Source organism: Thalassobacillus sp. C254 (assembly GCF_001310615.1).
Genome location: NZ_BAXQ01000008.1, coordinates 73,308 through 94,997, shown reverse-complemented (window position 1 = coordinate 94,997; position 21,690 = coordinate 73,308). Strand labels below are relative to the sequence as shown.

Genomic DNA, 21,690 nt, shown 5'->3' with positions numbered 1-21,690 from the left:
GTACACTTTAAAAGCTTCCCCCAGCTTTAAAGAAGTAACCGGAAAAAAACCGAAGGCCTGCTGCGTGCAAATGCAGTGAAGCCTTCGTTTTTTTCTTTTTATCAATTTTTCATAAAAAATAGGCCGCTTTATTGTGCGGCCTTTCTTACTAACACTATTTAATTTATTTTGTGACGCTCCAGGAAAGCACCCATTCGTTCGATAGCTGTCCGCAAAGAATCCAGTGAAGTAGCATAAGAGCAGCGGATGTGAGTTTCACCGCCTTCTCCAAATACATCCCCAGGCACCACGGCTACTTGTTCTTCTACTAAAAGCTGCTCAGCAAATTCCTCAGCGTTCATTCCTGTCGGGCTAATATCCGGAAAAGCATAAAATGCCCCTCCAGGAAAATGACAAGGAAGTCCAATCTCATCGAAAGCTTTCACTAAATAGTTCCTTCTTTGTCTATAGCTGGTAACCATGCGACTTACATCTTCCTGTCCGTTTTGAAGAGCCTCAATGGCTCCATGCTGAGCCAGTGTAGATGCACACATCATTGTATACTGATGGATTTTCAGCATAGCTGAAACGATATCTTCTGGTCCACAGATAAACCCAAGACGCCACCCTGTCATAGCGAAGGCTTTGGAAAACCCAGATATCAAGATCGTCCGGTCCCACATTCCCTCACAGCGCGGGAAACTATAATGGGCTCATCATAGCTGAGTTCCGCGTAAATTTCATCAGATAAAACGAGAAGGTCATGCTTTTCCACCAGGTAAGCAATCTCTTTTAACTCATTCTCAGTCATAGTGGCCCCGGTTGGATTATTAGGGAAACAGAGAATGATTGCTTTCGTTCTCGCTGTAATTGCCTCTTCCAATTGGGAAGGTGTCAGCTTGAAATCGTTCTCTTTTTTTGTACCAATAGGTACTGGCACACCACCGGCCAAGGATACAATTGGCGCATAGGAGACAAAGCTGGGTTCCACTACAATCACTTCATCACCTGGATTAACGATGGCCCTGACAGCCAGGTCTATTCCTTCACTGGCTCCGACTGTAACAAGAACTTCTCCCTCAGGCTGGTATGAAACTTGAAAACGCTGCTTCATATATTTAGATATTTCCTGTCGCAGTTCCAGTAGGCCGGCATTTGCCGTATATGCTGTATGCCCTCTCTCCATGGAATTTATGCTTGCCTCACGAACATTCCACGGAGTTACAAAATCAGGCTCCCCAACACCTAAAGAAATAACATTATCCATGGTGGAGGCAAGGTCAAAAAAACGCCGGATTCCTGATGGCTTTATTCGTTGCACTGAGTCCGATAAACGCTGTTTATTTTTAACCGATGAGAAAGTCATGGCGAAACCACGATTCTTTTGTCTTCTTCGCCGTCATCAAACACTACCCCATCGTGTTTATATGTTTTGAGCTGAAAATGTGTAGTTGTGGATATAACTGAATCAAGTGTTGATAACTTACTTGAGACAAAATTGGAAATTTCATTCATCGTTTTTCCCTCTATGACTACTTGAAGGTCATAAGCGCCTGACACAAGGTATAATGCTTTCACCTCAGAAAATCTGTAGATACGCTCAGCTACTTCATCAAAGCCTACTCCTCGCTGAGGTGTAACTTTCACATCAATCATAGCTGTAACCCCAGGGTGATCATCAACCTTGCTCCAGTCGATCACTGCATTGTAGCTTAAGATAATTTTTTCTTCCTGAAGCTTCGCCAGGATTCCATTAACTTTCTCTTCACTCACGTCTACCATCCTGGCCAGTGTAGGTACATCCAATCTGGCGTTTTCTTCAACAAGATGTAAAATTTCTAGTTCCTTCTCCTCCATCTCACTGACTCCTTTCCCAACGTTGCTTCTCAGCCTCTGCCGTTTCTCTCTGTTTTTAAAACCGCAGAGGAAATAGTTTTCGTATCGTTAATCATATCATATTAATACGAAAAACTGAGGTTCCTTTTTAAAAATTCTGAGCACTTCTCTCGTTTTCTCTTCCACCTATTGGGGAATACTAAACTACGCTCTATTTGTGTTAAAACGCTTGTTACGGCTGCGCAATGATATGCCCAGCTCCTTACTATAAAATTGCTATTCTCAAGGCAGGTGACTGAAAAATGGCAGAACATAAACCAGTGGATGCTTCAAAAGAAAGTGAAGATAACCCTGAGCATGTACCTGAAAAAGCCTCTGTTGCTCTTTTATTAATAGACACAATAAATGATATGGAATTTGAAGATGGAGAGAAATTATTTGAACAGTCTCTTCCAGCCGCTAAAAAAATAGCAAAATTAAAAAGAAGAGTAAAGGCTTACGACGTTCCTGTCATTTATGTAAATGACAATTATGGAAGATGGCAAAGTGATTTCAGACAGCTCGTTGACCATTGTCTTGAAAATAACGTACGAGGCAAGCCTATCGTAGAATTGCTTCTGCCAGAAGATGATGACTATTTTGTTTTAAAGCCTCAGTTCTCAGCTTTTTTGCTACTCCTCTTGATCTGCTGCTCGATTATCTAGAAGTAAAAACGTTGATTATTGCCGGGTTTGCAGGCAACATGTGTGTTCACTTTACGGTAAACGACGCCTACATGCGCCACTACCAAACCATTGTACCCTCTGACTGCACAGCCTCTAACACCGAAGAGAGTGACCTGAATTCCTTGGAGATGATGCACGCTCTCTTAAAAACAAACATCACTTCCTCCGACGAACTGGATCTAGTGGAAATTATTCAAAAAGCAAATGATTACTTTAAACAGCAACGAAAGTAAGGTGCCTGGCACCTTACTTGTTTGTAATATACTTGCAATATAAAAGACGCTTCCTCTTTAGGAGAGGAAGCGTCCGTTAATCAAACGTTTGTTTAAAATACTTCTTTCAATGATTCAGCATCCTGTTCAAGCCAGTACTTCATCCATTTTTTTGCACCTTCAAGGTTATGAAGCTTAGCCTGCCCGCACTGTTCTTCGTTAGCGGCCGGCACCTCTTCAAGCTCAATAGAATATTCCATAGTTTTTTTCAGGACATCAATAAGTTCTTCAATTGAAGGCTCACCATTCATAATAAGATAAAAGCCTGTCTGACACCCCATTGGAGAAAGGTCTATCACTTCAAAGTGATCATACTCTTCCGTGAAACGACGGACATTCAAAGCGAGCAAGTGCTCCAGCGTATGAATGACAGGAGGCTGAAGGTTTTGTTTGTTAGGCTGACAAAAACGAATATCGTACTTGTTAACGTGACCGTCACTCCCAACTTTCTGTACGCCTGCATGGCGAATATACGGGGCCTTTACAATATTGTGATCAAGCTCAAAACTTTCTACGCTTGGCATGAAATCACTCCTTATTCTTTAAAGAGGAAATCCTCTTCATATATGCTAGTTTGATTATGATGATACTATGGTTTGCTATCTTAATACAATCATTTAAGATGTTTTTCCTTTATCTTCTGCGATTTCCTTTTTGCCAAACAGTTCACCGGCAAGCTTTACTTGATCGGTAATAAGGCCATCTGCCCCTTTATCCACAAGATCAACCATTCTTTTAGGATGATTGACCGTCCATACATACACAGGCTTTTGTAAGGCATGCATTCTTTTTAAAAAGTTCAGCCTGAGGACACGGTAGTTAGGACAGACTATATCAGCTTTTGTTTTAATTAATCTTCTTTCTGGAAAGATATCCTGCTGGTAAGCCGTCAACCTGAGTCTGTGCTGAAATACATTTTGCCAAGCAAAAGTCCCGTAGGAACGTGAGAGTCAATTTCTTTTACCCTTACTAAAATTTCATCATTAAACGAAGAAATTAACAGGTGTTTAAGAGGAAAACGACCACTGGCCGTTTTGATGATATCTTCTTCAAGACCAGGTTCTTTTACTTCCAAATTCAACCTGATCTTTCCCCTGCATGCGTCAAGAACATCCTCTAATAAAGGAGGAGTCCAGCCAAGAAGACCTGTCTGCATGATCCATTCCTTATAGGTTAACGCCCCGACAGGAACCTTGTTCCATTTCTTATCATGAAAACAAACCAGATAACCATCCTTTGTACGTCTAATATCAGTTTCAACATAATCGGCCCCGCCGGCAATCGCCTGGTTAAAGGATTCAATTGTGTTTTCCTGTGCACCTAAATTGGTTACACCACGATGAGAAATAATGATTGGCGTGGCTAACTCTTTTATCATTTTGATACTTCCCCACTTTTTGTCCTTTTCTTTACCTATCCCCGAATTTTAATTACAATACACTGGTTATAGGTGGAGATTACTGATGGCTTGTGTTTTCTGATACTTTTATTGCGGCTTTGGCAAGTGCCCCCAGGACAACAGCCTTTTCCTGATCCTCCATGTACTTTGCCCTAATATAGGCTTCTCCTTCTGTGGAGCGTACATAATGGGGTGGGAGCTGATTCAGAGCCAGTGCTGCAACGTCCTGCTGACATTCTACACAAGTACATGGTAAATACAAATGATGCACATGTTCCTTTAGTATATGTGCAACAATTCCTTCCATTGCGTTTTTCATTGTATCCATCCTCTCCTGCCCCAGGGAAAGTCCTTTTTTTACAGGTTTCTTATTGGTTCGGAGGGTCTCCATGAATCATCACAGGCACCTGGTGGCTTCGGGCAAATTGCTTGAGAGCTTCATCGTAATCTGCCGGGGTATATTGGATCACACGCCACCTCATCCCTTTATGCAGTCTGATAAGCACACCTTTTTGAGCCCATTTCATGTATAAAATAACCATTTCTTTTATGTTTTCAGGCTCAGCTGTCTTTTCTTTAATTGTAAGATTGAACAATTTGGTTTTGATGCGGATGATGTCCTCGTCTACTTGAAGTTCATATGTAACTAACAAAAAGTAAATAGGTATCAGTGGCAATAAGTATGGTAGAACGGGAATTTGAAACTCAAAATAAAATGCATACCAAACCGTCAGTACAAATAAAAACAACCAGAGCGGTCTGGATTCTGTAGCATGATACACTTTTTCCACAGCCATCCCTTCCTTTCCTTATCATGGTAGCATATCACGCTCAGCAGGTCATAAGACTTTTCATAAAATATTATATAGGGTACAATATTTAGTGAGACGAAATAAACACAGTCATGTGTGATGTATTTTTGAGGGTGATTACTTATTAACTCTGAACGTATTGCAAGCCGCAATTTAAAAATTATGTGGTTTGCCAATTTTTTTGTAGCAGCCAGCGCTACGATGGTTCTTCCTTTTATATCTTTATATATAGAAACACTCGGCAACTTTTCTGATGCCTATGTACAACGCTGGGCCGGGTATGTCTTTGGTGTTACCTTTTTAGTGGCATTCTTTTTTGCTCCTTTATGGGGGCGTTTTGGGGATCGTTACGGCCGGAAGTCGATTTTAGTCATCACGGGACTCGGTATATCCATAAGCATTTTCTTGATGGGTTTTGTTGAATCCGTTATGGGACTTTTTTTTGCTTAGGCTGTTCATGGGGATCGTTACAGGTTTTATCCCCACCGCCATTGCACTGATCTCGGCACAGAGCAGTAAAGAAACAGCTGGTGAGAAGCTCGGCACCCTGCAGACTGGCACGGTTGCCGGGGGACTGCTTGGACCTCTTATGGGAGGAGTATTGGCAGATACGACTGGCTTTGCGTTGACCTTTGTTATTACATCCATTGTTATTGCATTATCGACCGTACTCGTTGCTTTCGGAGTAAAGGAAGTGGTTTACAAGGAGGAAGGAGAAGAAGAAAGAGCCTACAGTAAAAAGGAAATTTTCCGCCATGTTTTACCCATCCTGTCCTGCTTATCGTGATGATTATTTCACTGGTAATGCAAACAGCTAATTTTAGCGTCCAGCCTCTGCTCGCCTTGTATGTAAATGAGTTAAATTCAACTGAAAACATTGCTTTTATGGCTGGTTTTGTTTTCTCCGTAACTGGTCTTGGAAGCTTGGTCGCCGCTCGAAAATGGGGACAACTTGGAGACAAAATAGGTCATGAAAAGGTACTGCTCATATTGCTGATTTTATCTGCCGTCTTTTTTATCCCCCAGGCCTTTGTTACAGAGATATGGCAGCTTGTGTTCCTGCGTTTTTTGTTTGGTGTGCAGGTAGGCGGGTTAATTCCATGCATGACAGCCTATATTCGACAAGCTTGCCCTGTAACTGTGCAAGGGGAGGTAATGGGATATAATCAAAGCTTCCGGTTTCTGGGAAATGTTGTTGGGCCTGTAATGGGGGGAACGGTCGCCTCTTTTTTCCATATCCCATTTGTTTTTATCGTATCAGGGGGGCTCTTTATCATAAGCGCTTTCGTCTTATGGCTCACCATTTCTCGTACCAATCAACACTCTTCTCTCCCTTCAGCAGAAGCAGGCAAAGTCAGATCTTAGGGTATTATAAAAGGGCTGAGCTCAAACATTCACTTTTGAGCTCAGCCCTTTTTTATTGTGCATCTGTAATGTACTTACCGTGAACAAATGTCATGACTGCAAACAAAATGAAACTCACTGCCAGAATTGTTCCCCCGATGATAAACGCCATGAGAGTGACCATTGAGCCTGGTATAAAATAATATGCCCACATGCCTCCGCTCAGGCCAATTGATCCAAAAAATGCTGTCCATACATGGACCGTTGCAAGCTTTGAGGATTTAGGAACAGGAAACATCCGATAATACGCAGCAAATGCAAATAATGACAGCCAGCCCACCACCAAAATATGAGCATGAATTGGCCGTAATGCCATAGAACCCGCGCCTGCCATATGTGATCCCATAATTGTACCAATGACTGCAAAAATAGCTGAAGTCTGCAATAAAAATTTAGTTCGATTCAAATCTATTTCCCCCATGTTTATAATCTCTAAATGGCTTTCAGCTTGTATTATTCCATAAGAGTGATTCGGCGGCAAGATCACTTGCCCTTCGTATTGTGACGTCCCCATGAATCTTCACCGCTTTTCTTCCAGACAAGGTAGAAAGACTGTATTGTTAACCAATATAAAAAATAAGTTGACGAAAGGGCAATATTTAAGTAGGATAAAAATACGACTATGTACTAAGGAAGGTGGTCCCTTGAAATTTAAACCGCTAGACATTATTTTAGTAGCAATGTTTGCTGCTCTCATGGGGGTAGGAGCAAACATCACGGCTTTTCTCGTTGTTGGGGGGGTCCCTATAACCCTCCAGCCTATAATTGCTATACTTGCCGGTATTGTTCTTGGCAGCCGCCTTGGATCCTTATCCATGATTATTTATACGTTAATCGGTCTTGTAGGCATGCCTGTCTTCGCTCAATTTTCCGGGGGATTGCGAACCTTCGTCAGCCCTACATTCGGCTTTATTCTATCATTCATTCTCGTAGCTTACGTTGTCGGAAAATTAATTGAGTCCAAACAAAATCCTGGTTTACCAACATTTTTCATAGCAGCCTTTGTCGGTCTTACAATTAATTATCTATTGGGAACGAATTACATGTATTATGCTTATTTATTTATTGCAGAAGCACCAGAGGGCTTCAGCTATTCAATGGTTTGGGCCTGGATGGCCGCTCCATTAGTAAAAGATATTATTTTCACTGTCCTTTCTGCAGGAGCCGGCTATAAAATATATTATCTAATAAGAAAACGTCACACCCACTTTCAATCACCAAGACAACAATCAGTTTCATAATCCATAAAAAAAAGCTGGGACAAAATCCAGCTAAATAAGAAGGGACTCTCAATCCGGTGAGAGGTCCCTTTTTTTGTTTTCAGTAGTTAGTTGTTCAAAGTGACACTCACTAACGTAGCCAACTGGCACTTTGATCAGGAGAGCGACTCTTTTACTGGTTTTGTCCCGGCTAATGTAATAGTTCTTCCAAAAAAGAAAGTGCCTCATCCAGGCCACTGCAATGTGACCTTATGAGACACCCTCCAATTTATTACCTTAAGCTTCTTCACCAGTAACTTCTTCGATTTCTTCTTCTAACATGTCTAGAATTTCAGCCGCATCTTCGCCGCCATTCTCTCTGAAGTAGTCGCGCATTGGTTCAGCCAGCTCTCTGAACTGCTCACGCTCATCTTCATTAAGCTCATATACGTCAGTTGGATAGTCTTCATTTTCAATAATCGCATCAAGAAGTTCTTCATTCATTTGGTCCTGAAGTTCAAACCCTACTTCCTTCATTTCTTCCACAGTTTCATCAATCATTGCTTGAATATCTTCAGGAAGGTCATTGTAGAAACCAGGATTCACTGTAGTCATAGCTACATAGTTATTATGGTTGGAAATAGTCATATGGTCTTGAACTTCATGGAAGCCTGCATCCTCAATAAAGAAAATTGGGTTTTCCTGGCCGTCAACAGTTCCTTGCTGAAGACCTGTATATAGCTCACTCCAGCTCATCGCTGTAGGATCAGCACCGTATTGACGATAAGACTCCATAATTAACGGAGATTCTTGTGTTCTCATTGCAAACCCCTGGAAATCATCTGGTGTGCGCAGCTGTGTGCTTCCAGTCCATTGCATAGCACCCTCTGTCCAGAAGGATAAGGGCTTAATATTATGTTCTTCGTATTTTTCAGCAAGGTGTGTATTGAGCGCCTCACTTGTTTCAAGCACTTCTTGAGTCTCAGCTACGTCATCCGGGAACAAGAACTGCAGGGCAAACAATTGACCCTCTTCTACCATTGTTCCAGTAAAGCCTGGTGACACAATGGCAAATTCAACAACGCCGCTTTGAAGTTGCTCCACTTGGTCAACTTCACTTCCAAGGCCGCCAAACTCATAGACATCAATGTTAATTTGGCCATCGGATTTTTCATTTAGTCTTTCAGCAAATTCCTCAGCATACTCATATTGAACCTGTCCTTGGTTCTCTTCAGTTACAAAGCGCCATTCATATGTTTCTCCGTCGCCGCCGGCATCTCCATTATCTTCGGCAGCGTCATCCCCGCCGTTTCCGCATCCAGCAATTGCAGCAGTAAGGAGAAAAGCTGAGCCTGCCATTAACCAAGGTTTCTTTCTAAAATCCATCTAAATTACCCCCTATGTTTTTCTTTAATCTATAACTCAACATCTGCCGCTTATAAGAAGCGATAGAAAAGAGAAATCTCTTCAAACATAATAACTAAAATTGACACAATCAGCAGCATTACAATGTAAGGCGGTGTTCCTCGGATAACGTCTAGATAAGACTTATTAAACACCGCACTTGCGGTAAATATGTCCACCCCAAACGGTGGTGTTGCTGAGCCTAGCGCAGCCTGGAACGTAATAACCACCCCTAAATGAACAGGATCAACTCCTGCCTGCATTGCTGCAGGATAAAATATTGGTGTAAGTATTAAGATTACTACTATCGGATCAACAAACATACATCCTATAAAGAAGAAAATGGCCACAATGACTAGAACGTATACAGCCGAAGGATCACCACCGAGAAAAGCATCAGTAATTAACTGAGGAATTCGTGCAAACTGGATGACCCAGGCAAAAGCTTGTCCTCCGGCAACTAAAACAAACACAGCGGATGTAACAAGACCAGTTGATAACGCTATACTTGGAATTTGTGTAATTTTGATGGATCGGAAGATTAAAACTTCTAATATTATTGCATACAGTACTGATATCCCTGCTGCCTCTGTAGGCGTGAAAATCCCTGTATAGATCCCCCCAACAATAATAACTGGGAAACCTAGTGGAAACAGGGCCTTGCCTGTAAGCTTGAATCGTGCATTCCATGTTGTTTTTTCGGCCAATGGAATATTAAAAATCTTCGCATGTATGTATGCATATATCGCAAAGAATAAAAAGATCAGTAACCCGGGGCCAATACCGGCGATAAACAATTCCCCAACCGATGTGCCCGAAATGAGGGCGTAAATGATCATTCCAATACTTGGCGGGATAAGAAGTGCAATATCACTTGCATTAATAATTAAAGCAATCGCACTGGAATCCTTATATCCTACCTTAAGCAGCCTCTCCCTCATTGGCTTACCAATCGCAACAACCGTAGCCTGCGTCGATCCGGAAATAGAGCCAAACAGGGTACAGGCAGCAGCCGTAGTTATCGCATACCCGCCCCGCAAATGCCCCACAAATGCGCCAACAAAATCAAGGAGCCTTTTCGAGGTTTTCCCTGTGGACATAATGTCAGCAGCAAAAATAAAAAGTGGAACAGCGAGCAGCACGTATGATGATATCCCCTCCATCATTTGCTGCACCATAAATATGGGGTCTACATTTGGAAAAAAGAATAGTACAACAACAAGAGGAGCAAGAATCAGTGGAATCATCATTGGAAATCCCAGAAATAAAAAGATTACCATGATGGCTAAGAGTGTAGTAACCATAAGACTTTCCTCTCTCTTTAAATTTTAAATTGCTCCATCTGTTCGATCATAATCTTTCTTATCAGTAGCTAAGTAAACATCTTTCTCTTTGATATTGATCCATGCGTTTCGTAAAAATTGAATACCTCCGAGAACAAACCCAAGGGGAACTGCAATCAGCATCCAATAATAAGGGAAACGCAGAGCGGCGGTAACTCGTCCTGAGTCCCTGACAGAAGCCATGTAGCCGTAAGCATAATAAGCAAGAACAAACAATACAATTGCTGTGACTAAAGGGATAATGATTGCCAAAGCTTTCCTGATCTTATGCGGAGCAAGGTCAAAAAAAGCTGACATACTGATATGCCTCCCTTTTCTTGCTACGTAACTAATACCAATAAAAGTAGCTAAAAAAAGAGCAAAGCGACTGATTTCTTCATTGAACGCCCAGCTTGCTCCCGTGAATGTTCTGCTAAGTACGTTACCAATAACCATTACAGAAATGACAATAATTGCAAAGCTTAAGATAAGCTCCTCTATTTTCATTAAAGACCGATCGAGAATGCTGATTACCCTATTAAACGTATTCATCCAGAGTCTTCTGCCTCCTAACTTCATGAAAGCACAGGGAGTAGCCTGCACTATCTAAAAATCATACTAAATGCCCTGAATTTTCTCAATGCGGTATATCCTCTTTATCCTTTGTATAAGTGTTATCACCATCTCTGTGTGTAAGATAGCTCTTGTGATACGCGTCTATGCACACAAGAACTCTGTCATGCTGTTTTAACGAATGAGTGAAACAGATCTACTACTAAATACCCTGACTCCCCTTTTTTCCATTTAAAACATGAAATAAGGCATTCCCTTAATTCCTTTTTTCAAAACACCGAATTATTGATTCATGTTTTAAGTACTAGATATCTTCTTCATTAATCGCCAAATCCCTTGTAAATTTATCACATTTTTTCTATTTTTATCGCATATGCTCTTAAAAGCTTTGTACTCCTCATATCTTTACTTAATCACCTCATGGATGAGCCCGCCGAGCATATGTTATACTGAGTAGAAACCCTATTTTTATAAAGGCTTTGTTTATTTTTTATGACTTTCTACCATCAAATGACTTATCAAAAATTAAATTCGCCTTTAACAGAGCCATTTATAAAAAGGTGCAAAAATAAAGCCTTCCTCAGAATAAATAAATATTCTAACAAATAGGAATATTTTTTCTTTCTAGTAGTATACCAGCACTCCCTTTAATGATAAAGTTTTAACTTTATTATAATTTGGTATCTATAGAGGAGAACAAAAAACATTAAGTACATCTAGAAACGCCGCCTCACTTTCTGTTTTTTCTCTCGTTTTGAGCGGGATGTACACTCACACTAAATTTTTCTTCAAGAAAGGACGTTCTTCTTTCATGGAAATACTTTCAAATTTTCCTCTATGGGTCGCATTATTTTCTATAATCTTTGCTCAAGCAGTCAAGGTTCCCCTTGCTTTTGCTGCCACAAGAAGATGGGATATGACCCTTGTGACCAGTACTGGCGGAATGCCCAGTTCCCATTCAGCTGCCGTTACAGCGTTAGCCACTGCTGTCGGATTAGATCATGGTTTTGGTTCTTCATTATTTGCAATTACTACCATTTTCGGGGTAATTGTAATGTTTGATGCTACTGGGGTCCGAAGACATGCCGGCTATCATGCAACCGTATTAAACCAGCTAGTTGATGATTTCCACAAGTTTGTTAATGAAGCAAAAACGTGGCAGAAAAAAGAGGAAACAGAGAAGCGAGAAGAGCTAAAAGAGCTTTTGGGACATCAGCCAATTGAAGTTTTCTTTGGAGCCCTTCTTGGAATCATTATTGCTTTAGTAGCTAATGCCATACTAATCCCTTATTAATACGTTAGAAAGGAAGCGGCTATTATGCGCCTTGTTTCTCTTTGTCCCAGTAATACAGAATTAGCAGCATACCTTGGCCTGACTGATTACTTGGTGGGAGTAGATGACTTTTCCGACTGGCCGGAATCTATCCAATCCCTTCCACGACTTGGCCCAGACCTTTCTATTAATATGGAAAAAGTCAGTAAGCTCAAGCCCGATCTAGTTCTTGCCTCCCTCAGTGTTCCAGGGATGGAAAAAAATGTTGAAGCTCTTAAACAAATGGATATTCCCTATATAGTACTTGAACCTAATTCTTTAAATGACATTAAAACAGACATGCTTCTGCTTGGGGAGGCAGTATCAAAAGAACAGGAAGCAAAAAGAATAAATGAACGTTTCGACGAAGTTATTCATTTTTACAAAAGTCGTTCCGCAAAGCTTGAGCCGGCCAGGCTATACTGGGAGTGGTGGCCCAAACCAGTCTTCACTCCAGGAGGAGGCAACTGGCTTTCCACGATCAGCAGGCTTGCCGGAGGGGTTAATATATTTGAACACAAAAAGGAACCAAGCCTCCAAATAACCTGGGAAGAGATAAGAGAGCAGAACCTGACCATATATGCCTGGCCTGGGTAGGAGTTCAGACTTCCAAAATTAATCCAAAAATAGTACGTAAACGTCCAAACTGGCAAGACATGACGGCTGTGCAAAACGGACGAATTCATATTCTTGAAGAACCCTTGTACTGCAGACCATCTCCCCGCCTGTTACTCGGCCTTAAAAAACTTGCTTCTCTTTTGCATCCTGAGCATTTCCCCCCATCAGATCACAAAGATCCTTTATATACTTCCTTTTATAAAAGATAAAACTCGCCCGTTGGGCGAGTTTTTTAGAGTGATGCTTTTATTTGACTGTTAATCTGTATATAATCCTGCTCATCAAGGCGTCCCTTTCCTTCTCTTATTACATAGACTTCAAGCTCACGCTTTCCCCATTCTTCGAATACCTCATCAGTTGTTTCGTAGAACAAGTCAATTTTCATACCCTTTATAGCAGAACCTGTATCAGCCACTACTCCGTAACCATATTCAGGAATATACAGCACAGTCCCAATGGGGAAATGTTCCGGGTCAGCTGCGATTGTCGATACAACATCCCTGCGTGCCTCCACTCCTGAGTATGTAATGCCGTAGGCAGGATGACCGGGACTTTTCCCTGTAGATTCAGGACCTGCTGTATAGCCGGTAGCCACTACATGCTTGGCAGGATAATTTTTCAGCGGCTGTTGACTTAAGGTCATTGTCTCTTTTTCAGATGAAAGACCCGTTTGGTCTTGAAAACTTCCTTTATAGTTAAGCCTGCTGCTTTTATAGCCTGCTTCTTTTATATGATCAACCTGAGGAGCCTTCCAAGGCAAAGGTTGTTCCTCGAGCCAGTTTGATATATCAGCGGGCTTTACACCTGATATCTGATCGACAGTAAACATAAAGGCTGCAAGTACCAGTACACTCATCGTTACTCGTCTTCCCACGGTTTTCATGGGTTCCATTGTAATCACTCCTCTTATCAAAACATCCTGCCCAGATTGACGGACATTTATTCTTTAAAGAGGAGCTCGTTTTTCACCCAGGAAAAAAGAGACTTTCCCAAAAGCTTTTCAGATGAAGTAATCTAAAGGTACAAATTCACCCTCTTACACCTTTCATGTTGTCTTCCAAGCTGCAGAGAACGATTCAGTTCACTGTATTCGCTTCGACTAATCTGCAGCTGTTTCAGCTTAGTTAAAAAGAATGCAGACTTCCTTGTTTTAGAGACAACAAAAAAAGCCTCTCTATTCCATAGAGAAGCTTTCATTTAAAACATTTGGTACCCTCTGACTCTAAGCATTCTAATAATAATTCCTGCAATAATAGCACCAGCCATTCCACATGATAAAATAAGTACATCTGCCATGTGAAGTGCAGCCAGGTCCTGTCCCAATGCAGCAAATGAAGAAACAGGAGCAAGAATATAATCATAGAAACTTATATTATCGACGATCATAATCACGATGATCGGATATATAATTGCCATAATCCAGGTGGAACGTAAAATCATATTGAGCAAAAAACCTATCCCAAAAAACAAAATCAAAAATAAAATCATAGAAATGATCAACTGGGGTAAACTGCTAATCACTACTCTTTCACCTCCGCGTCACTGTTAGTTTACAGAAGGACGCGAGAAGCGTCAATATCTATCAGGCTAGACTTTTCTCCAATTTTGTTACAGTAATTCAACCTTTTATCAAAGACTTTCCTCTCCCTTTTCTTTTCTCGGACTCCAACTACCTTTTTACATTTGAGGTGAGGCCATTTCCACCACAATTATCACACGTTTCAGAACCACCGAGAATTAACTGAAAGTACCCTCTTCCTTCACAATATACACACTTTTCACTATACTTTTCTGCTTTCTGGCTTACGCTCATACTCTTCTCTCCTCTTAATTAGAATTTTCTGATAATATATCATAATCTTATATTCTTAAAAAGAGCATTAGGGAAATTGTAAAAGTTCTGTCATACTTTTGAGGCTCTCCTTGCCAGATCCTCTCCAGATTTAGCTGCAAAAAGGTTCCCGCTCTTTTACGGGAAACTTCACAACACTAAATAAGAGGAGTTTACCAAGAATCTCGGTAAACTCCTCTTTCATTCTGATCCTAGAATGGATTCTTTCCTTTTTTGAGGACCAGGGCTGGTCCGCCAAGAAGGAACAAGTAACGATTATCAATCATTTTTTCATGAAATTAGCAGAATTGCCGTACAGTTTTTTATTCCCTACAACACCGATGGCTTCTTTTCCACCCAAGGAAGCGACGGTTCCTTTAATTTCCGGAGTAAACTCATGCAAAGCATCGTCTTTAATAAGTGCCTTAAGGTTTTTCGCGACTACTGCAGCCTGCTGCATAGCAATTTGAGCAGTTGGAGGATAAGGACGGTTAATTTCTTCATTAATAATTAATGCACAGTCACCGATAATGAAGACATCATCATGTTCCGGTGCTCTAAGATCCTTTTCAACTTTCACACGGCCTCTCATAGCTTCAAAGCCGGATTTCTCGATAACAGGGTTTCCGCGTACACCTGTAGCCCACACGACCGTACCTGCTTTAATTTCTTCTCCGCTTTTTAAGACGACGCCTTCAGAAGTCACTTCACTGATAGGAGTGTTAATTTTAAATTCTACGCCGCGGTTTTCAAGAAGATTCATGCCATACTCAACAAGCTCAGGGTCAAAGCCTGGTAGTGCTGTTGGTGCAGCTTCAATGACATACATTTTTACTTTATTTCTAGGTATATCGTATTCCTGGCATAACTCGGGCACACGTTCACTTAACTCCCCGATAAACTCAATACCGGTAAACCCAGCTCCTGCTACAATAAACGTCAAGCTTGAATCATCCGGCTCTTCTTCATTGTTATATTTTGCAAATTGGTACTCAATGTGATCTTTAATTTGGCGAACACCATCAACAGTCCATTTACTGAAAGCGTGTTCAAACACTCCCGGTACTCCAAAAGTCTCAGGTACAGCTCCTAATCCGATAACTAGATAATCATAATCAATGTCACCTTTGCCTTTTAAAGCCACTTTCTTTTCTTCACGCTTTACTTCCACCACTTCATCTTGCACGAAATTCACTTTGCTCATGTTAAGAACGTCACTGATTTTCATGCGTGTTTTTTCAGGGTGAAGAGTTCCTGCTGCCGGTTCATGAAGCCAGGTTGTTTGGTAGTGGTAGTCATGCTTGTTAACTAAAGTCACGTTTGCCTCGTTAGCGTCTAACTCTTTGTTCAAGCGAGTTGCTGTAATCATCCCAGCATATCCCGCCCCTAAAATTACGATATTTGGTTTACGTGCCACTTTGATCACATCTCCATTTTCCTATGAATATTTTCATTACTCTGCTCTCTCTGCCCATATTACATGTAAGTATAGGGTTGATCTCTCTTTTTAAGTCTTATCCTTCGCACTTGTGAATCGTTTCACGTACAAAAGCGCAAAAAGATAATTTTTCGCAAAATGGTCACAAATCACACCTAATATGATATTTGTTTTTCGGGCTTTTTTCAACCGTTTTTTTAAACTTCCACTATTCTCTAATTTTTTTGTTCTCAAGTGCTAACACTAAAACCATTCATATTTGACTTCTATCGTATCGTTCCTCTTTTAAGCCTTCTATTGTGCGTCTTCCTTTTAATAAAAGGTCTATACGCTTATAATGGCAATAAGTATGACAATAGAAAGAAAAGATTTGTGAATCGTCAGCGGAGGTGGCAATTGTGAAAGAAGATCAGGAACTATATGATATAACCATTATAGGAGGCGGGCCAACAGGACTCTTTACAGCTTTCTACGGTGGAATGCGCCAGGCAAAAGTGAAAATTATCGAAAGCATGCCTCAATTAGGCGGTCAGCTGTCGGCTCTTTATCCAGAAAAATATATTTACGATGTTGCCGGCTTCCCAAAAGTCCGTGCACAGGAACTTGTGGATAACCTTATTGCCCAAATGAATCCATTTAATCCTACAGTCGTCCTTGAACAAGCAGTAGAAGACGTGGAACAGCTTGGCGATAAGACATACAAAGTGAAAACAGATAAAGAAATCCATCACACTCGTACTATCATCATTACCGCAGGGGTGGGAGCGTTCAAGCCAAGAAAGCTTGAAGTTGATGGGGCTGAAGAATATGAAGGATCCAATCTTCATTACTTCGTCCAGGATATTAAGAAGTTCGCAGGTCAAAAAGTAATGATTTGCGGCGGAGGAGACTCTGCTGTTGACTGGGCTAATATGCTCGATCCGATTGCTGACGTTACTCTTGTTCACCGCAGAAGCAAATTCCGCGCCCATGAACATAGTGTTCAGGAGCTCGAAAACTCTGGAGTTAATATTTTAACGCCATTTGCTATTAAAGAGCTTAAGGGAAAAGGAGGAAAAGTCAACCAGGTTGTCTTAAAGGAAGTTAAAGGAGACAGAGAACAAACTGTAGATGTTGACGTTTTGATCGTTAACTTTGGTTTTATTTCTTCTCTCGGCCCAATTAAAGAATGGGGCTTAGAAATCGAAAAGAATGCCATTAAAGTTAATACTAAAATGGAAACAAACCTTAAAGGGATATACGCTGCCGGAGATGTGACAACATATGATGGGAAAGTCAAACTTATTGCTTCAGGCTTTGGAGAAGCTCCCACGGCAGTCAACAACGCTAAAGCATATATGGATCCAGGGGCTAAGGTTCAGCCTGGACACAGTTCACATATGTTCTAAATAAAATAAAGGATTCCGCCTTAAAGCGGGATCCTTTATTTTGTCCATCCAGGCTCATATGTATAAATGACTTTCCCGTAGTGCCCGGCTCTTCCACGAAATGCCTGAAAGTCATCCTGAGCTACCAGGACTTCTCTAAATGACAAAAAATGTTCCTTTGTAACTAAAAGTTCTTCCTTCTCACCTGTCCGCAATTTCTCTAGCTCTTCTTTTGCTTCCTGTTCGTTCACATCTACCTCCTTGTCTTCACAATTTAGTTAAACAGTTAATTTCTCAACCATACATAGTAAAAAAGCCTTTCAACAGAACTGTTCTGCTGAAAGGCTTCAGATCTCTTTGACCTCATCTTCACACCATATTTAGCAATCTTCAGGTGTGCCCGCGTTAGCAGCTGTCCGGAAAGAACTTCCACAGCCGCAGCTTGCTATGGCGTTAGGATTATCTATCGTAAATCCGCCGCCCATCATGTTTTCTTTATAATCAATCTGCAAGCCTTTAATAACAGGCGCGCTTTCTTCATCTACAAGTACTTGCAAGCCATCAATTTCAAGCTCAGTATCTCCTTCTTGGGCTTCATTGTCAAAACCCATTCCATAAGATAAACCGCTGCATCCGCCACCTTTAACACCGATGCGGAGCTTCAGGCTTTCGCCTTCTTCTTCCATCATTTGCTTAACACGGTTAATTGCTGCTTCTGAAATATTAATCAATGGATACCCTCCTTTAAGGATTTCCAGCTGCTTTTACTGCAAGCTTTGAAAACCAAAGTTCTTAACACATATATGATTAAGGTAAGTGTATCGTTTTTAGATAACAGATTCAACCCAAACGATTTATACCATCTGACAATCAGTTAAATTTGAATTTACTTTTTGTTCTTTTGCCATTTCCATCAGCAGATTGTGCTTTGCATCAACTTGTTTGCTGTAATGAAGAACAATGGGGTGATGAATTCCATGTGTAAGAGCAGCGCTCACCATCTTCTCACGCAACTTTTCCAATTGAACTTGTTGCTTTTCATAACTGGCTTTTTCTTTCATCTACTCTCACCCCTTCATTAATCTTCCTTTCTGTTAACAAAGTTATCCACTAATACACTAATTTTATATTAATTTCCATAAAAGTACAATTATAAAATTGGGAAGGAGACGTTTGTTTTGACGAATTTCCATAAAGTAATATTTCGTATCTCTACTCATCTCTCTTTTATTTCCCTGCCTTGAAATGTATAATGTGTTTATACATCTTATTATACTATCTGATTGTTATATACCTTATTTATTATCTCTATACATTGCCTAAGAATATATCTTTTTTATTTTATTTAAAACGGAGGTTTATCATGTCTCTCATCCTCAATGATACCAACTTGAAAGAAATTGCCGATAAAGTTCATAGTGGTGAACGCTTATCTATAGAAGATGGCCTTTACTTATACGATACTCCAGACCTGCTTGGAGTAGCTCAGCTTGCAAACCAGGTAACAGAAAAGAAAAACGGAAACAACGTCTACTTTATTGAAAATATGTACATTAACCCGACCAATGTATGCGAAGCTAATTGCGGCTTTTGCGGGTTTAAGCGCAAACCTGGACAGGAAGGCGCTTATACAATGGATGAAGAAGCCTTACTTAAGTATGTGGAGGAACGGTGGAACGACAATATTCAAGAGTTTCATATTGTCGGAGGTCACAACACCGAAGTCGGTTTTGATTATTATCTTGACACCATAAGGTCTCTTAAAAAGCATTACCCTCAGGCAGCCATCAAAGCTTATACAGGTGCTGAAATTGAGTTTTTCTCACGAATTTCCGGTCTCTCAATGCGTGAAGTTCTTCAGGAATTACAAAAGGCCGGCTTAGATACACTTCCAGGAGGAGGAGCAGAAATCCTCACAGAGCGTTACCGTGCAAAAATGAGCCCTGACAAGGCATCCACTGACCAGTGGCTGGAGGCCCATGAGATTGCTCATGAGCTCGGAATGAAAACTCATGCAACTATGTTATACGGCTCTATTGAGTCCTTTGAAGAACGCTTGATTCATATGGACCGTCTGCGCCAGCTTCAAGACAAAACCAATGGCTTTATGGTGTTTATTCCTCTTGCCATGCAGCCAAGAACAGTGAATGCCAGCTGGACAAGAAGAACCACTGCTTTTGATGATATGAGAACCGTTGCTATTTCCCGTTTAATGCTTGATAACTTTGACCACATTAAAGCGTACTGGATCAACATTGGTCCACAGCTTACTCAGATGGCTCTTACCTTCGGAGCTGATGATATACACGGAACATTAATTGAAGAACGTATTTCCCATTCTGTAGGAGCGTTAACGTCTCAAGGACTAACAAGAAAAGAACTGGTTCACTTCATTAAAGGGGCCAACAAAAAGCCGATTGAACGTGATACCTTCTATAATGTGATTAAAGAATATTAAGCCTATCGAGGGTGTCCCTAAAGTTTATCTTATGGGTCGCCCTCTTTTTAATACCTGGGGATAATACCCAGCTGCTTACTAACCATAAGTACGACTTTCTTTTCGGCTCGTATTATTAGTTCTGAAGAGAGCAGCCAAAAAAGAACGCTGCTTATGCAGCGTCCTTTTTAAATAGCTGTACTATAAGTTCCCTCACACACTGTAACCGCGGGGCCTGTCATCAGGATGTGTCCGTCCTCCGCCCAGGTTATGTGGAGATCACCGCCCAAAAGATGCACAGTTACTTCTTCTCCTTTTTTAGATTTACCATTTAAGACGGAAGCAACGACAGCTGCACATGCCCCGGTGCCGCAGGCCTGTGTAATACCGGATCCTCTTTCCCATACCCTGAAATGGATCTCATTTTCACTCACTTGTTCTACAAATTCAATGTTTGCCCATTCCGGGAACATGGAGTCCTTTTCTAGGCTGGTCCAATTGTTTCAACAGGAGCGTCATTAATGTCATCCAAAAAAAGACGGCATGAGGATTTCCCATGGACACGCCTGTCATGTACATTTTCCTGCCCATAACCTCTACTTCTTCATTGATCGTTTCTTCTTCTGGATTACCTGTCATAGGAAGATCCTTCTTTTTCAGACGGGGAGGTCCCATGTTAATCGTTACTAACTCCACCGTTCCGTCTTTTTGATGAACTTCAGCATTAACAAGACCTCCTAACGTTTCTATCGTGAATTGCTCTTCACTTACATAGCCTTTTTCAAAGGCAAACTTAGCTACACATCTTAAGCCATTTCCACAATTTCTGGCTTCGGATCCATCAGCATTAAATATTCGCATTTTCACATCTGCACTCTCAGAGGGGCCAACCAGAATCAAACCGTCTGAACCGATGCCTTTATTTTTATCAGCAACTGCAATGGCAAGGTAAGAAAGCTTATCCTCCTCCAGTTCCTCTTCAAAAAGATCTACATAAATATAACTGTTTCCCAGCCCGTGCATCTTTGTAAATTTCATCTTCATTCCTCATTTCCGCAAGTGGTCAGTTGTCCAGAAATAATCCTCATCCGCTTTCAGGATAATCATTTTTGTATGACAGCATGGCAGAACCATGTTTGTTTTGATTTCCTCTTTTGCCCGTTCTAAATCCTCTTCACTCATATGGGTGAGGACGTTGTGCTGGTGACAATAAGGCACTCATGAAGATAAATATCCTCCATCATTTTGTCATAAGGCCACGTATTTTCAAAAGGTATCAGCTTCATCTTCCTGCCCTCCTTTTCTTGAAAGTATAACGGAGAAAATAAACTGTGCCAACAGGGGAAGCGCCGGTGCTTAGAGTAATTCCATACTAATTTCCGTATTTTTTGCTTACCCTGTCGCTGAACGCCTGTTTTGCAGCATGAAGAGGAACTTTGTCAAAAAAAAGCGCCTTCTTATACGAAGGGCGCCTAAATTAAAACATTGGATTTTCCTCTAAATACTGGTAAACATTTTGGACTAATTCAGTAGTGCTTTCTCCTGTCACTACTTCTCCATTCACTAAAGCAAACATGTCCATTGCACATTGTCCACAGTTTCCAAGACAGCCGTATTCTATAATATCAAGGTTAGGGTCCTTTTCCAGCTCTTCCATCGCCTTATGAGTACCGCTGGCCAAATTACTTAAACAAAATTCTATAATTGGTCTCAATTTATACTCACCTCTTTACTACTCTCAAATTATCCTACCCTTAGGTCA

At 41.0% G+C, this 21,690-nt stretch carries 22 protein-coding genes and 6 pseudogenes; 7 read left to right on the top strand and 21 right to left on the bottom strand.

Going from position 1 to position 21,690, the window contains the following annotated elements; genetic code table 11:
* Positions 1–158 precede the first annotated feature (158 nt).
* Together JCM19033_RS09910 and JCM19033_RS09905 are read right to left on the bottom strand one after the other, a co-directional pair.
* Positions 159–1,345 (bottom strand): annotated as a pseudogene (locus JCM19033_RS09910) (aminotransferase).
* Complete coding sequence (locus JCM19033_RS09905; protein ID WP_054636193.1) at positions 1,342–1,836, bottom strand: Lrp/AsnC family transcriptional regulator; 495 nt, start codon at positions 1,834–1,836, stop codon at positions 1,342–1,344. Before JCM19033_RS09905 ends, JCM19033_RS09910 begins: the two are co-directional and overlap by 4 nt.
* Positions 1,837–2,117: 281 nt before the next feature.
* Between JCM19033_RS09905 and JCM19033_RS28140 the strand changes: the two are divergent.
* Positions 2,118–2,773, top strand: a pseudogene (locus JCM19033_RS28140) (cysteine hydrolase family protein).
* Positions 2,774–2,865: 92 nt separating this feature from the next.
* Here JCM19033_RS28140 and JCM19033_RS09895 read toward each other — a convergent pair.
* The 5 genes from JCM19033_RS09895 to JCM19033_RS09875 form a co-directional block, all read right to left on the bottom strand.
* Positions 2,866–3,336 carry an S-ribosylhomocysteine lyase gene (locus tag JCM19033_RS09895; protein ID WP_054636192.1) on the bottom strand — a complete coding sequence of 157 codons (471 nt, stop codon included), beginning with the start codon at positions 3,334–3,336 and terminating at the stop codon, positions 2,866–2,868.
* Between the two features lie 93 nt (positions 3,337–3,429).
* The gene (locus JCM19033_RS09890) at positions 3,430–3,705 is read right to left on the bottom strand and encodes a glycerophosphodiester phosphodiesterase (protein WP_054636191.1); all 276 of its coding nucleotides are present in this window, start codon (positions 3,703–3,705) and stop codon (positions 3,430–3,432) included.
* Positions 3,702–4,190 (bottom strand): glycerophosphodiester phosphodiesterase, encoded by a 489-nt coding sequence (locus JCM19033_RS09885; RefSeq protein ID WP_054636190.1) that lies wholly within the window; start codon positions 4,188–4,190, stop codon positions 3,702–3,704. Before JCM19033_RS09885 ends, JCM19033_RS09890 begins: the two co-directional genes overlap by 4 nt.
* Positions 4,191–4,269: 79 nt before the next feature.
* Positions 4,270–4,539, bottom strand: a complete 270-nt coding sequence (locus JCM19033_RS09880; protein WP_198153472.1) for a late competence development ComFB family protein — start codon at positions 4,537–4,539, stop codon at positions 4,270–4,272.
* Between the two features lie 40 nt (positions 4,540–4,579).
* Positions 4,580–5,002: a hypothetical protein gene (locus JCM19033_RS09875; RefSeq protein WP_269758110.1), complete on the bottom strand. Its 423-nt coding sequence runs from the start codon at positions 5,000–5,002 to the stop codon at positions 4,580–4,582.
* Between the two features lie 183 nt (positions 5,003–5,185).
* On the opposite strand from JCM19033_RS09875, the pseudogene JCM19033_RS09870 reads away from it, so the two are divergent.
* Positions 5,186–6,388: pseudogene (locus JCM19033_RS09870) on the top strand (MFS transporter).
* Positions 6,389–6,440: 52 nt separating this feature from the next.
* On the opposite strand, the gene JCM19033_RS09865 reads toward JCM19033_RS09870, so the two are convergent.
* The gene (locus tag JCM19033_RS09865; protein ID WP_306301301.1) at positions 6,441–6,941 is read right to left on the bottom strand and encodes a hypothetical protein; all 501 of its coding nucleotides are present in this window, start codon (positions 6,939–6,941) and stop codon (positions 6,441–6,443) included.
* A gap of 166 nt (positions 6,942–7,107) precedes the next feature.
* On the opposite strand from JCM19033_RS09865, the gene JCM19033_RS09860 reads away from it, so the two are divergent.
* Entirely contained in the window at positions 7,108–7,668 is a 561-nt protein-coding gene (locus JCM19033_RS09860) for a biotin transporter BioY (protein ID WP_054636228.1), read from the top strand.
* 255 nt (positions 7,669–7,923) lie between these two features.
* Here JCM19033_RS09860 and JCM19033_RS09855 read toward each other — a convergent pair whose 3' ends face one another.
* The 3 genes from JCM19033_RS09855 to JCM19033_RS09845 are packed head-to-tail and all read right to left on the bottom strand — an operon-like array spanning position 7,924 to position 10,904.
* Positions 7,924–9,012, bottom strand: a complete 1,089-nt coding sequence (locus JCM19033_RS09855; RefSeq protein WP_054636187.1) for a DctP family TRAP transporter solute-binding subunit — start codon at positions 9,010–9,012, stop codon at positions 7,924–7,926.
* Between the two features lie 50 nt (positions 9,013–9,062).
* Complete coding sequence (locus tag JCM19033_RS09850) at positions 9,063–10,334, bottom strand: TRAP transporter large permease (protein WP_054636186.1); 1,272 nt, start codon at positions 10,332–10,334, stop codon at positions 9,063–9,065.
* Positions 10,335–10,358: 24 nt separating this feature from the next.
* The gene (locus JCM19033_RS09845; protein WP_054636185.1) at positions 10,359–10,904 is read right to left on the bottom strand and encodes a TRAP transporter small permease; all 546 of its coding nucleotides are present in this window, start codon (positions 10,902–10,904) and stop codon (positions 10,359–10,361) included.
* Between the two features lie 832 nt (positions 10,905–11,736).
* Between JCM19033_RS09845 and JCM19033_RS09840 the strand changes: the two genes are divergently transcribed.
* Positions 11,737–12,219: a divergent PAP2 family protein gene (locus tag JCM19033_RS09840; protein ID WP_054636184.1), complete on the top strand. Its 483-nt coding sequence runs from the start codon at positions 11,737–11,739 to the stop codon at positions 12,217–12,219.
* 24 nt (positions 12,220–12,243) lie between these two features.
* Positions 12,244–13,064, top strand: a pseudogene (locus JCM19033_RS09835) (cobalamin-binding protein).
* A gap of 23 nt (positions 13,065–13,087) precedes the next feature.
* On the opposite strand, the gene JCM19033_RS09830 reads toward JCM19033_RS09835, so the two are convergent.
* From JCM19033_RS09830 to JCM19033_RS09820, 4 genes and pseudogenes are all read right to left on the bottom strand, one after another.
* Positions 13,088–13,747, bottom strand: a complete 660-nt coding sequence (locus JCM19033_RS09830) for a 3D domain-containing protein (RefSeq protein ID WP_054636183.1) — start codon at positions 13,745–13,747, stop codon at positions 13,088–13,090.
* 305 nt (positions 13,748–14,052) lie between these two features.
* On the bottom strand, positions 14,053–14,376 hold the full coding sequence (locus tag JCM19033_RS09825) for a YuiB family protein (RefSeq protein ID WP_269758109.1): 324 nt from the start codon (positions 14,374–14,376) through the stop codon (positions 14,053–14,055).
* 148 nt (positions 14,377–14,524) lie between these two features.
* On the bottom strand, positions 14,525–14,668 hold the full coding sequence (locus JCM19033_RS24250) for a YuiA family protein (RefSeq protein ID WP_198153471.1): 144 nt from the start codon (positions 14,666–14,668) through the stop codon (positions 14,525–14,527).
* Between the two features lie 230 nt (positions 14,669–14,898).
* Positions 14,899–16,055, bottom strand: a pseudogene (locus JCM19033_RS09820) (NAD(P)/FAD-dependent oxidoreductase).
* Between the two features lie 467 nt (positions 16,056–16,522).
* Between JCM19033_RS09820 and JCM19033_RS09815 the strand changes: the two are divergent.
* The gene (locus JCM19033_RS09815) at positions 16,523–17,512 is read left to right on the top strand and encodes an NAD(P)/FAD-dependent oxidoreductase (RefSeq protein ID WP_054636182.1); all 990 of its coding nucleotides are present in this window, start codon (positions 16,523–16,525) and stop codon (positions 17,510–17,512) included.
* A gap of 35 nt (positions 17,513–17,547) precedes the next feature.
* Here the strand turns inward: JCM19033_RS09815 and JCM19033_RS09810 are convergent, their stop codons facing one another.
* The 3 genes from JCM19033_RS09810 to JCM19033_RS09800 all read right to left on the bottom strand — a co-directional run bounded on the left by JCM19033_RS09810 (position 17,548) and on the right by JCM19033_RS09800 (position 18,552).
* Entirely contained in the window at positions 17,548–17,742 is a 195-nt protein-coding gene (locus tag JCM19033_RS09810; RefSeq protein WP_054636181.1) for a hypothetical protein, read from the bottom strand.
* Positions 17,743–17,871: 129 nt separating this feature from the next.
* On the bottom strand, positions 17,872–18,222 hold the full coding sequence (locus JCM19033_RS09805) for an iron-sulfur cluster assembly accessory protein (RefSeq protein ID WP_054636180.1): 351 nt from the start codon (positions 18,220–18,222) through the stop codon (positions 17,872–17,874).
* A gap of 123 nt (positions 18,223–18,345) precedes the next feature.
* Positions 18,346–18,552 carry an aspartyl-phosphate phosphatase Spo0E family protein gene (locus JCM19033_RS09800; RefSeq protein ID WP_054636179.1) on the bottom strand — a complete coding sequence of 69 codons (207 nt, stop codon included), beginning with the start codon at positions 18,550–18,552 and terminating at the stop codon, positions 18,346–18,348.
* Between the two features lie 302 nt (positions 18,553–18,854).
* On the opposite strand from JCM19033_RS09800, the gene mqnE reads away from it, so the two are divergent.
* Positions 18,855–19,949 (top strand): aminofutalosine synthase MqnE, encoded by a 1,095-nt coding sequence (gene mqnE, locus JCM19033_RS09795; protein WP_054636178.1) that lies wholly within the window; start codon positions 18,855–18,857, stop codon positions 19,947–19,949.
* A 167-nt stretch (positions 19,950–20,116) separates the two neighbouring features.
* Here mqnE and dapF read toward each other — a convergent pair.
* From dapF to JCM19033_RS09780, 3 genes and pseudogenes are all read right to left on the bottom strand, one after another.
* Positions 20,117–20,966, bottom strand: a pseudogene (gene dapF / locus JCM19033_RS09790) (diaminopimelate epimerase).
* Between the two features lie 9 nt (positions 20,967–20,975).
* Positions 20,976–21,146 carry a hypothetical protein gene (locus JCM19033_RS09785; protein ID WP_306301300.1) on the bottom strand — a complete coding sequence of 57 codons (171 nt, stop codon included), beginning with the start codon at positions 21,144–21,146 and terminating at the stop codon, positions 20,976–20,978.
* A gap of 259 nt (positions 21,147–21,405) precedes the next feature.
* Complete coding sequence (locus JCM19033_RS09780) at positions 21,406–21,642, bottom strand: YuzB family protein (protein WP_054636177.1); 237 nt, start codon at positions 21,640–21,642, stop codon at positions 21,406–21,408.
* Positions 21,643–21,690 lie beyond the last annotated feature (48 nt).

Coding starts and splice junctions, on each gene's coding strand:
- JCM19033_RS09830 (WP_054636183.1), bottom strand. CDS start 13,747: ATGGAACCCATGAAAACCGTGGGAAGACGAGTAACGATGAGTGTACTG.
- mqnE (WP_054636178.1), top strand. CDS start 18,855: ATGTCTCTCATCCTCAATGATACCAACTTGAAAGAAATTGCCGATAAA.
- JCM19033_RS09855 (WP_054636187.1), bottom strand. CDS start 9,012: ATGGATTTTAGAAAGAAACCTTGGTTAATGGCAGGCTCAGCTTTTCTC.
- JCM19033_RS09860 (WP_054636228.1), top strand. CDS start 7,108: ATGTTTGCTGCTCTCATGGGGGTAGGAGCAAACATCACGGCTTTTCTC.
- JCM19033_RS09880 (WP_198153472.1), bottom strand. CDS start 4,539: ATGGATACAATGAAAAACGCAATGGAAGGAATTGTTGCACATATACTA.
- JCM19033_RS09800 (WP_054636179.1), bottom strand. CDS start 18,552: ATGAAAGAAAAAGCCAGTTATGAAAAGCAACAAGTTCAATTGGAAAAG.
- JCM19033_RS09895 (WP_054636192.1), bottom strand. CDS start 3,336: ATGCCAAGCGTAGAAAGTTTTGAGCTTGATCACAATATTGTAAAGGCC.
- JCM19033_RS24250 (WP_198153471.1), bottom strand. CDS start 14,668: ATGAGCGTAAGCCAGAAAGCAGAAAAGTATAGTGAAAAGTGTGTATAT.
- JCM19033_RS09850 (WP_054636186.1), bottom strand. CDS start 10,334: ATGGTTACTACACTCTTAGCCATCATGGTAATCTTTTTATTTCTGGGA.
- JCM19033_RS09840 (WP_054636184.1), top strand. CDS start 11,737: ATGGAAATACTTTCAAATTTTCCTCTATGGGTCGCATTATTTTCTATA.
- JCM19033_RS09905 (WP_054636193.1), bottom strand. CDS start 1,836: ATGGAGGAGAAGGAACTAGAAATTTTACATCTTGTTGAAGAAAACGCC.
- JCM19033_RS09885 (WP_054636190.1), bottom strand. CDS start 4,190: ATGATAAAAGAGTTAGCCACGCCAATCATTATTTCTCATCGTGGTGTA.
- JCM19033_RS09865 (WP_306301301.1), bottom strand. CDS start 6,941: ATGGGGACGTCACAATACGAAGGGCAAGTGATCTTGCCGCCGAATCAC.
- JCM19033_RS09845 (WP_054636185.1), bottom strand. CDS start 10,904: ATGAATACGTTTAATAGGGTAATCAGCATTCTCGATCGGTCTTTAATG.